This is a genomic window from Streptomyces griseorubiginosus (assembly GCF_017614965.1).
Taxonomy (GTDB): Bacteria; Actinomycetota; Actinomycetes; order Streptomycetales; family Streptomycetaceae; genus Streptomyces; species Streptomyces griseorubiginosus_B.
The window spans coordinates 1-10,286 of record NZ_WVUG01000311.1 but is presented as its reverse complement, the minus strand read 5'-3'; the positions used below and the strand labels follow the sequence as shown (position 1 = coordinate 10,286).

Sequence of the window (10,286 nt, the reverse complement as noted above, 5' to 3'; positions counted from 1 at the left end):
GGCCGAGACCGGTTCCAGCGCGCCGGTCGGCCTCATAGCCGGCAGCGGCGCCCTGGTCATCGCCCTCGGGGCCGGCGCGGTCTACGCGACGCGCCGGGCACGCCGTTCATGACGAGCAGCTGACACGGACGGGGCTCTGCCCCCGGTCGTACGACCGGGGGCAGAGCCCCGTCCGTGGATCCCGTGGATCCGCTCTCAGCCCGCCAGTTCCTTGCGGATGCGGTCCAGCATGAACGACGACGACTCCCGTGCCCGCTCCTCCCAGGCGAAGACGCAGGCGGTCGCCACGCCGTCGAAGTTCAGTTCGCGCAGGGTGCCGAAGAAGGCGTCCCAGTCCACCTCTCCCTGGCCGATGTCCAGGTGCTGGTGGATACGGGCCGCCGTCCCGGGCGGATTGAGGATGTAGCGCAGGCCCGACGACCCCTTGTGGTTGAAGGAGTCCGCGATGTGGACGTGCCGCAGCTTGTCTCCCGCGTACCGCATCATCGACGCGATGTCCGCGCCCACCTCCGCGGCACCGGAGAGATGGAAGGAGTGCGGCGCGCAGTAGAGGTAGTTCACCCACGGCTTGTTGATCGCGCGGACCAGGTCCACCGCCGGGGTGTTCTCCTCGCAGAAGTCGTCCGGGTGGGCCTCCAGGTTCAGGGCGATCCCCTCGCGCTCGAACAGCGGCAGCAACTCCTCCAGCGAGCGCCAGAACGCCGCCTCGCTCTCCGCCGCCCGCTCGGGCCGCCCGTTGAACTCCGAGTTCATCAGCGGGCATTCGAGGTCCGCCGTGATCTCGATCATCCGCTTCCAGTACCGGACCGCCGCCTGGCGCTCCGTCTCGTCCGGGGACGACCACTTGTACAGCGGGAGCACCGAGGACAGCTGTACGCCGTGCCGGCGCAGGGAGTTCTTCAGCTCCGTCACCCGCTCGTCGTCCGCGCGCGGATGCAGGAAGAACGGCATGAAGTCGTCGCGGGGCGACAACTCGATGTACTCGTAGCCCAGTTCGGCCACCGTGCGCACCATGTCGTCGATCGGCAGGGCGCGGAACATGTACGGATCGAGGGCGATTTTCACGCGGTGCCTCCGTAGAGGGTCGGGCGGGGCTTGAGGTCGGTGCCGACGACACGGCCCGTTTCGAGGGCCTCGACCGTCGCGGCCGTGATGACGGTGGCGGCGTAGCCGTCCCACGCGGAGGGGCCCGTCGGCTCCTCACCGGCCGCGACCCCGGCGATCCACTCGCGGAACTCGGTGTCGAAGGCCTCCGCGAAACGGCCCACCCAGTCCGTCAGGACCTCCGTGCTGTGCCGGGCCGCCGTGCGGACACCCACGGCCGCCGGGTCGGGCAGGCGCACCAGGCCCTCCTCGCCCACCGCCTCGCACTGGATGTCGTAGCCGTACTGGCAGTTGACGAAGACCTCGAGGTCGATGCGGACGCCCTTCGCCGTCTCGAAGAGCATGATCTGAGGGTCCTTCAGGTGCTCGAACCGCTTGCTCGTCGAGCGCGGAGTCACGACCTGCGCGGAGACGATCTCGTCGTCCAGCAGCCAGCGCAGCACGTCCACCTCGTGGACCGCCGTGTCCAGGGCCGCCATCGCCGAGGTGTACGACTCCGGGACCGTCGGGTTGCGATGGGCGCAGTGCACGATCAGCGGCTCGCCGATCCGGCCCGAGTCGATCACCTGCTTCATCTGGCGGTAGCCGGCGTCGTAGCGGCGCATGAAGCCGACCTGGACCAGACGGCGGCCGTGGGCCGTCTCCGCCTCCAGGATCCTCAGACAGTCCTCGGCGGTGGTGGCCAGGGGCTTCTCGCAGAACACCGGCTTGCCCGCCGCGATGGCGTTCAGGACGTGCTCGGCGTGGGTGGGGCCCCATGACGTCACGAGGACGGCGTCCACGTCGTCCGCCGCCACCACGGCCGCGCCGTCCGGCAGCACCCGGGCGCCCACCGACGCCGCCGCCTCCTCGGCGCGGGCCGCGTCGATGTCCGTCACCGCGGTGACCCGGGCACCGGTCACCTGGTGCGTCAGACGCCGGATGTGCTCGTGGCCGATCCAGCCGGCGCCGATGACTCCAACACGTACAGTCATGGTCAGTCCTTCGAAGGGGGAGTCAGAAGGGGAGTCGGAAGAGGGAGTCAGGAGAAGCGCGACCGGAGTTCGGCTTCCAGGGTTTCGAGCGTGCGGCCCTTGGTCTCGGGGACGTAGAGCTTCACGAAGGCCAGGGAGAAGATCCCCGCCACGACGAAGAGGAAGAAGGTGTTCGAGATGCCGATCCCGGACACCAGGGACGGGAAGACCAGGCCGATCACGAAGTTCGTCAGCCACAGCACCACCGCCGCCACGCCCATGCCGAAGCCGCGCATCCGCATCGGGAAGATCTCCGACAGCATCAGCCAGGTCACGGGGGAGATCGCGCCCTGCTGGAAGGCCAGGAAGGTCACGGTCATCGCCAGCACGGCATAAGCCCGCCCGTCGCCCGACGGGAGCACCAGCGAGAACACGCCGATCAGCAACAGGGCGGCCGTCGTGCCGACCTGACCGGTCATCAGCATCGGGCGGCGCGCCACCCGGCCCAGCAGCCAGATGCCCACGAAGGTCGCCAGGACCGAGATCACACCGTTGGCGATGTTCGCCGTCAGCGCGCTGTCGGCCGCGAAACCCGCGTCCGTGAGGATCTGGGTGCCGTAGTACATGATCGTGTTCACGCCGGTGATCTGCTGCACGATCGCGATGCCGAAGCCCACGAACATCAACTTGCGCAGCCACGGCGTGGACCGCATGTCCTGCCAGCCGCCCAGCCTCTCCCGCTCCTCCTTCACGGCCAGCGCGGACACCTCGGCGAGTTCCGCCTCCGCCCGCTGCCGGGAACGGACCTGCTTCAGCACTTCCAGCGCCTCACCGAAACGGGTCCGCGAGGCCAGCCAGCGGGGGCTCTCCGGCATGACCAGCATGCCGAACCACAGCACCACCGCCGGGACGGTCGCGATGACCAGCATCCAGCGCCACACGCCACCGGACTCGCCGCCGACGTTCGCGATGACCGCGTTGGAGGTGAAGGCCAGCAACTGCCCGCTGACGATCATGAGTTCGTTACGGGTGACCAGCGCGCCCCGCCGTTCGGCCGGCGAGATCTCCGCGAGGTACACCGGCACCGTCACCGACGCCCCGCCGACCGCCAGACCGAGCACGAAGCGGGCCACGATCATCACCGCGGTCGTCGGCGCCAGGGTCGCGCCCAGCGCGCCCGCGAAGAACAGCACCGCGAGGGTGAGGATCGTACGGCGCCTGCCGCGCGCGTCCGACAGCCGGCCCCCGGCGACCGCGCCGAGCGCCGCGCCCAGCAGCAGCGAGCTGGTGACCATGCCCTCGGTGACCGGGGTCAGGCCCAGGTCGTCGCTCATGTAGGGCAGGGCGCCGTTGATGACACCGGTGTCGTAACCGAAGAGCAGTCCGCCGAAGGTGGCGATGACGGTGATGAGCCGCAGCCGGCGGGCGACCGCCGGCGGGGCGTCGGCCGTGAGGGCGGGGGTCCTGGTCGCGTCGTCCCTGACGTCCATGGCCACCTCCTACTGGGGGACGTTCGGACGCCGGGTACCCGACAGACCGCAGCCGGCCAGGTGCTCGCGGGTGCTGACCGCGATGGGCAGCGGCACCTCCGGCGCGCAGGGGTACAGGTCCTGCTCCACGATCACGAACAACTCGGCGTCCAGCTTGGCCAGTTCGGCCACCACCTCAGCCGGGTTGGGCACCCCGGCGGGCGGCGACACGCACACCCCGCGCTTGACGGCCTCTCCGAACGACAGGTCCTCGGCGGCCACTTGGGCCAGCACGGCCGGGTCCATCTGCTTGATGTGCACGTACCCGACGCGCTCCCCGAACCGGCGGATCAGGTCGAGGTTGTCGCCGCCGCCGTACGCCACATGCCCCGTGTCCAGGCACAGGTTGGTGTACCGGGAGTCCGACTCGTTCAGCAGCCGCTCGATCTCGGCCTGCGTCTGGATGTGGCTGTCGGCGTGCGGATGCAGCACCAGTCGGACGTCGTACTCGGCGAGCAGAAGTTCGCCCAGCCGGTCGGCGGCCTTGCCGAAGCCCGCCCACTGCTCGGCGGTCAGCTCCGGCGACTCGGTGAACGCGCCGGTCTTCTCGTCCCGGTACATCGGCGGGATCAGGACCAGATGGTGGGCGCCCGCGGCCGCCGTCAGCGCGGCGACCTGTCGGACGTGCGCGAGCATCGAGTCCCAGGCCTCGGGCCGGTGCAGCGCGCCGAAGGCCGTGCCGCCGGAGACCTTCAGGCCACGGGCGTCCAGCTCCTCCTTCAGGCGCCGCGGGTCGGTGGGCAGGTAGCCGTAGGGGCCGAGCTCCAGCCACTCGTAACCGGCCTGGGCCAGTTCGTCCAGGAAGCGGGTGTACGGCACCTGGTGCTCGTCCTCGGGGAACCAGATGCCCCAGGAGTCGGGCGCGGAGCCCAGGCAGAGGTTGCCTGCGACGGTGCGGAGCGGGGATGGCGCCGTTGCCATGGCGTCTCCTTAGGGGGAGGGTCAGTTGGAGGTGGGGAAGGTGAAGCCCGCAGCGACCTGCTGGCTCTGCCGCGGCCAGCGGGTGGTGACGACCTTGGGGCGGGTGTAGAAGCGGATGCCCTCGGGGCCGTGGATGGGGGAGTCGCCGATGAGGGAGTCCTTCCAGCCGCCGAAGGAGTAGTACGACATCGGGACCGGGACGGGGACGTTGATGCCGATCATGCCGACCTTGACCCGGCGCTGGAAGCGACGGGCGGCCTCACCGGAGGCGGTGAACAGGGCGGTTCCGTTGCCGTAGGGGTTGGCGTTGATGACGTCGATGGCCTCATCCAGGCTCGCCACGCGCACGATCGCCAGAACGGGGCCGAACAGCTCTTCCTTGTAGGCGTCCATGCCGGTGGTGACGTGGTCGAGGAGGGAGGGGCCGGTGAAGAAGCCGTCCTCGTGACCGTCGATCTTGAGCCCGCGGCCGTCCACGACGACCGTGGCGCCCTGGGCCGCCGCTGTCCCGACGGCGTTCTCCACGCGCTCCTGGGCGGCCTTGGTCACCAGCGGGCCCATCTCGGTGCCGGGCACGTCACCGGGGCCGACCTTGACCTCACGGGCCTTGCGCTGAAGCACCTCGACGAGACCGTCCGCGGCCTCGCCGACGGCGACCGCGACGGAGACGGCCATGCAGCGCTCGCCGGCCGAACCGTAGGCACCGGCGGTGATGTGGTTGGCGGCGAACTCCAGGTCGGCGTCGGGCAGGACGACGGCGTGGTTCTTGGCGCCGCCGAGGGCCTGGACCCGCTTGCCGTGCGAAGTGGCCTGCTCGTGCACGTACTTGGCGACGGTCGTGGAGCCGACGAAGGAGACGGCCTCGATGCCCGGGTGGGTCAGGATCGCGTCCACGGCGTCCTTGCCGCCGTGGACGACGTTGAAGACACCGTCCGGCAGCCCGGCCCTCCGGTACAGCTCGGCGACGAAGTTGGCGGCCGAGGGGTCGCGCTCGGACGGCTTGAGGATGAAGGTGTTGCCGGTCGCGATGGCGACGGGATGCATCCACAGGGGCACCATCGCCGGGAAGTTGAACGGGGTGATGCCGGCGACGACACCGAGCGGCTGACGGAAGTCGTGCACGTCCACGCCGCGCGAGACCTGGTCGGAGAAGGAGCCCTTCAGCACGTCGCCGAGGCCGCAGGCGAACTCGACGACCTCACGGCCGCGCACGATCTCGCCGCGGGCGTCGTCGACGGTCTTGCCGTGCTCGGCGGAGATGATCCGGCCCAGCTCCTCCTCGTGCTCGACGAGGAGTTGACGGAAGGCGAACATCACCTGGGTGCGCTGGGTGAGGGAGGACTCGGACCAGCTCTCGAACGCGGCGGAGGCGGCCCGGACGGCGGTGTCCACGTCCGCGCCGCCGCCGAGGACGACCCGGGCCTGTTCCTGGCCGGTGGCCGGGTTGAACACCGCCTGGGTGTCCGTGCCGGAGACGGGTGCGCCGTTGATCCAGTGGGGAATGGTGTTCACGGGAGCGGTGTCCTTAGAGGTAGTGACGCTGGTTCTGCTTGTGGGCGGCGTACGTCTCGTAGGCGGCCCGGGTGGACTCCAGGGCGGAGACCTCGCCGACGGGGACGTCCCACCAGCCGTGGCCGGGCGGGTTGGGGCCGTAGAGATCGGTCTCGACGTGCACGACGGTCGTCCGGGTGGCGGCCTTCGCCTTCTCCATCGCCGCGCGGAACTCGTCGACCGAGGCGGCGTGCAGGACGTCCGCGCCCAGCGAGGAGGCGTTGGCGGCGAGGTCGACCGGCAGGACGTCCCCGTCGAGCTGGCCCGTACTCCCGTTTCGGTAGCGGTACTTGGTGCCGAAGCGCTGCGAGCCGAGCGATTCCGACAGCGCCCCGATCGAGGCGAAGCCGTGGTTCTGGACCAGGACGACGATGACCTTCAGACCCTCGGAGACCATGGTGACGATCTCCTGAGCCATCATCAGATACGAGCCGTCACCGACCAGGACGACGACCTCACGGGAGGGGTCGGCCATCTTCGCGCCGACGCCCGCGGCCACCTCGTAGCCCATGCAGGAGTAGGCGTACTCGACGTGGTAGGCCTTCGGATCCCGCGCCCGCCACAGCTGTTGCAGATCGCCCGGCATGGATCCGGCCGCGTTGATGACCACCGCGCGGTCGTCCAGGACGTCGTTGAGGGCGCCGAGGATCTCCGTCTGGGCGGGGAGCGGACCATGGCCCACGGTGAAGCACCGCTCCTCGATCTCCCGTGTGCGGGCGATGAGTTCACGGGTCCTCGCGCGGTACGAGGGCTCCACCTCCCAGCCGTCGAGCGCCCCGGCCAGTGCCTGGACACCGAGGCGGGCGTCCGCGACCAGCGGCTCGGCGGAGTGCTTGACGGCGTCCAGGCGGGCCACGTTGAGGTTGACGAAGGTGACGTCCGGGTTGCCGAAGACGGTGTGGCTGGCGGTGGTGAAGTCGGAGTACCGGGTGCCGATGCCCAGCACCACGTCCGCGTCCTTCGCGAGCGCGTTCGCCGCGTACGACCCCGTGGAGCCGATGCCGCCGACCGCGTACGGGTGGTCCCACGGCACCGCGCCCTTGCCGGCGTGGGTGTCGGCGACCGGGATGCCGGTGGCCTCGGCGAAGGCGCGCAGGGCGGTCTCGGCGCCGGAGTACACGGCCCCGCCGCCCGCCACGATCAGCGGCTTCCTCGCGCCCCGCAGCAGTGCGGCGGCCCGCTCGACGGCGGCCGGTTCGGGTACCGGGCGGCCGACATGCCACACCCGGCGCCGGAAGAAGGAGACGGGCCAGTCATGGGCCTCGGCCTGCACGTCCTGCGGCAGCGCGAGGGTGACGGCGCCGGTCTCCACCGGGTCGGTCAGCACCCGCATCGCCGCGAGGGCGGCCGGGACGAGCTGCTCGGGACGTGAGACGCGGTCGAAGTACTTCGAGACGGCCCGGAAGGCGTCGTTGACGGTGACGTCCCCGCCGCGCGTGTCCTCCAGCTGCTGGAGCACCGGGTCGGCGGCCCGCGTGGCGAACATGTCGGACGGGAGGAGCAGCACCGGAAGCCGGTTGGTGGTGGCCAGCGCCGCGCCCGTGATCATGTTCGTCGAGCCGGGGCCGGTCGAGGCGGTGCAGGCGAAGGTCGCCAGCCGGTCGCGCATCTTGGCGTAGGCGACCGACGCGTGCACCATGCCCTGCTCGTTACGGGCCAAGTAGTAAGGGAGATCGGCCTCTTGGGTGACCGCGGCCTGCAGCAGGGCCTGCCCGACGCCGGCCACGTTGCCGTGTCCGAAGATGCCCCACACCCCGGGGATCAGCCGCTGCTCCTGCCCGTCGCGCTCGCTGTACTGGCTGGCGAGGAAGCGCACCAGCGCCTGCGCGGTGGTCAGCCGTACGGTGTTCATCGGTTCTCTCCGAAGGGCGGTCGCGGCTCGACGGGGACGTCCTCGGACCCGTACCGGGCGGAGAGTGAGCTCCGCCCGGTACGGGCGTCGGGCAGCGCGCACGTCCCGCCGCGCGCGCTGCTGATCAGGGCCCCCGACGCGCGGCGGAGGTGGGCGAAGCCGCTCACAGCAGGCTCACCGCCTTGTCCACCGCACCGGCCACGTCGCCGCCCGCGGGGTAGAGCAGCGAGCGTCCGACCACGAGTCCCTGCGCGGTGGGCAGTCGCAGCGCCCTGCCCCAGGACGCGAACGCGGCCTCGGCGTCGGTGACTTCGCCGCCCAGGAGCAGAGCGGGCAGCGTCGACGAGGCGAGCACGCGCTCCATGTCCTCGACCACCGGGAGCTTCAGCCAGGTGTAGGCGGTACGGCGGCCCAGGCCCGAGGCGATCGTGATCGACTTGATGACGGCCTCGGGGGAGAGGTCGTTACGGATCCTCCCCTCCCGCCACTCGGACATGAAGGGCTCGACCATCGCGATGAGCCGACGGTCGTTGAGTTCGTCGACGGCACGGGCGGACGCCTCCAGCACCGACGGCGTCGCCGGGTCGGACAGTGCGATCCGGGTCAGCATCTTGCCGCCGTCGAAGCCCATGGCCGCGATGGTCTCGGCGTCGTAGCCGGTGAACCGGTCGTCGATCTCGAACACCGAACCCGCGAGCCCGGCCCGGTTCATGGAGCCGAAGACGGACTTGCCGTCCAGCACGCCGAGCAGCAGCAGGTCCTCCAGGATGTCGGCGGTGCCCAACACCCCTGTCACGCCCGGCCGTTCCAGCGCGACGCACAGACGGTCGAGGAGTTCGCCGCGGTCGGCCATGGCGGTCGGGTCGCCGCCCACGCCGTTCGCGCCGCGCGCCGGATGGTCGGCGGCGATGATCATCGCCTTGCCGTGCTCGCCCCGCAGGGAGGTCGCCGGGACCCGCCGGGCGGCGGCAGCCGCGATGGCACCGGGGTCGTTGACCCGGGCCTCCACGATGCGGCTCAGCTTCTCAGACGGCACGGGTCACCTCACGCAGCCTGGCCTCGACCTCGTCCTGGGTCGGCATGGCGTCGGAACAGGAGAGCCGGCCGGCGACGAGGGCACCGGCGGCGTTGGCGAAGGACACCGCGCGGTGGACGTCCCAGCCGGAGAGCAGCCCGTGGCAGAGCGCCCCGCCGAAGGCGTCGCCCGCGCCGAGGCCGTTGACGACGTCGACCGGCACGGGCGCGATCTCGGCGGCCGTACCGTCGCGGTCCACGGCCAGTACGCCCCGGGGACCCTGCTTCACCACGGCCAGCTCCACGCCGGCCGCCAGCAGCGCCTTCGCCGCGGCGTACGGTTCGCGCTCCCCGGTGGCGACCTCGCACTCGTCGAGATTGCCGACGGCGACCGTCGTGTGCCGCAGCGCTTCCGCGTAGGACGACCGTGCCCGGTCCGGGTCGGCCCAGAACATCGGCCGCCAGTCCAGATCGAACACCGTCGTGCCCGCCTTGGCCCGGTGCTCCAGCGCGGCCAGCGTCGCCGACCGGCTCGGCTCCTCGCTCAGTCCGGTCCCGGTGACCCAGAAGACCGAGGCCTCCCGCACCGCGTCCAGGTCCAGCTCATCGGCGGCGATGTCCAGGTCGGGGGCCTTGGGCAGCCGGTAGAAGTACAGCGGGAAGTCGTCCGGCGGGAAGATCTCGCAGAACGTCACCGGGGTCGGCGCGATGTCCGACGTACCGACGAAGCGGCCGTCGACGCCGTAGCCGTCCAGCGCGGTGCGCACGAAGTCACCGAACGGGTCCCGGCCGGTCTTCGTGATCACCGCGGCCGACCGGCCGTACCGGGCCGCCGCCACCGCCACGTTCGTCGGGCTGCCGCCCAGGTACTTGCCGAACGAGGTGACCTCGGCCAGCCCGAGGCCGGTCTGGAGCGGATACACGTCCACTCCCACCCGGCCCATGGTCAGCACGTCGAACGGCATCGCGGGTCCCCTCCACGGGTAGCTCTGGCGCGCTCTACTAGCGCGCTCTAGTTCCCGTACGATGACCCCTGTTCAAATGTCATGTCAATACCTTGTCTCCGTGAGATTTCGGGGCCGCCGGGTGCCGGCGGCCTTCGCCGGTGGGGTTACGACTCCTACGACAGTGCCGCCGCCGACACCGCCGTGGCCGTCACCGTGTTGTCGCACTCGGCGAACACCCCGTCATCCAGGGCGACTTGGTGCGCACCGGCGCCCGGCAGACCCACCACGAGCGTCGGGTACGTCACCGGCTGCGCGCCCGACTTGCAGTAGCCGTCGGCCTCGCCCTGCACCTGGACGAACGTCAGCTTCACCCGTGCCGTGCCGCCCGGGGCGAGGCGGATCACGGGGGCGGGGC

At 70.9% G+C, this 10,286-nt stretch carries 9 protein-coding genes; all 9 read right to left on the bottom strand.

What is annotated here, in order from left to right:
• Nucleotides 1-195: 195 nt before the first annotated feature.
• On the bottom strand, nucleotides 196-1,065 hold the full coding sequence (locus tag GRC12_RS36670) for a sugar phosphate isomerase/epimerase family protein (RefSeq protein ID WP_208784426.1): 870 nt from the start codon (nucleotides 1,063-1,065) through the stop codon (nucleotides 196-198).
• Nucleotides 1,062-2,078, bottom strand: a complete 1,017-nt coding sequence (locus GRC12_RS36665) for a Gfo/Idh/MocA family oxidoreductase (protein ID WP_208784424.1) — start codon at nucleotides 2,076-2,078, stop codon at nucleotides 1,062-1,064. Before GRC12_RS36665 ends, GRC12_RS36670 begins: the two co-directional genes overlap by 4 nt.
• A 47-nt stretch (nucleotides 2,079-2,125) precedes the next feature.
• On the bottom strand, nucleotides 2,126-3,547 hold the full coding sequence (locus tag GRC12_RS36660) for a sugar porter family MFS transporter (RefSeq protein ID WP_208784422.1): 1,422 nt from the start codon (nucleotides 3,545-3,547) through the stop codon (nucleotides 2,126-2,128).
• Nucleotides 3,548-3,556: 9 nt separating this feature from the next.
• Nucleotides 3,557-4,507: a TIM barrel protein gene (locus GRC12_RS36655; protein WP_208784419.1), complete on the bottom strand. Its 951-nt coding sequence runs from the start codon at nucleotides 4,505-4,507 to the stop codon at nucleotides 3,557-3,559.
• Nucleotides 4,508-4,528: 21 nt separating this feature from the next.
• On the bottom strand, nucleotides 4,529-6,019 hold the full coding sequence (locus GRC12_RS36650; RefSeq protein ID WP_208784417.1) for a CoA-acylating methylmalonate-semialdehyde dehydrogenase: 1,491 nt from the start codon (nucleotides 6,017-6,019) through the stop codon (nucleotides 4,529-4,531).
• 13 nt (nucleotides 6,020-6,032) lie between these two features.
• The gene (iolD, locus tag GRC12_RS36645; RefSeq protein ID WP_208784415.1) at nucleotides 6,033-7,910 is read right to left on the bottom strand and encodes a 3D-(3,5/4)-trihydroxycyclohexane-1,2-dione acylhydrolase (decyclizing); all 1,878 of its coding nucleotides are present in this window, start codon (nucleotides 7,908-7,910) and stop codon (nucleotides 6,033-6,035) included.
• A gap of 163 nt (nucleotides 7,911-8,073) precedes the next feature.
• Nucleotides 8,074-8,946: a Cgl0159 family (beta/alpha)8-fold protein gene (locus tag GRC12_RS36640; RefSeq protein ID WP_208784413.1), complete on the bottom strand. Its 873-nt coding sequence runs from the start codon at nucleotides 8,944-8,946 to the stop codon at nucleotides 8,074-8,076.
• Nucleotides 8,936-9,889 carry a 5-dehydro-2-deoxygluconokinase gene (gene iolC / locus GRC12_RS36635; protein WP_208784412.1) on the bottom strand — a complete coding sequence of 318 codons (954 nt, stop codon included), beginning with the start codon at nucleotides 9,887-9,889 and terminating at the stop codon, nucleotides 8,936-8,938. The genes GRC12_RS36640 and iolC overlap by 11 nt, the downstream gene beginning before the upstream one ends.
• Before the next feature lie 155 nt (nucleotides 9,890-10,044).
• The coding region (locus GRC12_RS36630) for a DUF4232 domain-containing protein (protein WP_208784411.1) at nucleotides 10,045-10,286 on the bottom strand (242 nt) is incomplete at its 5' end.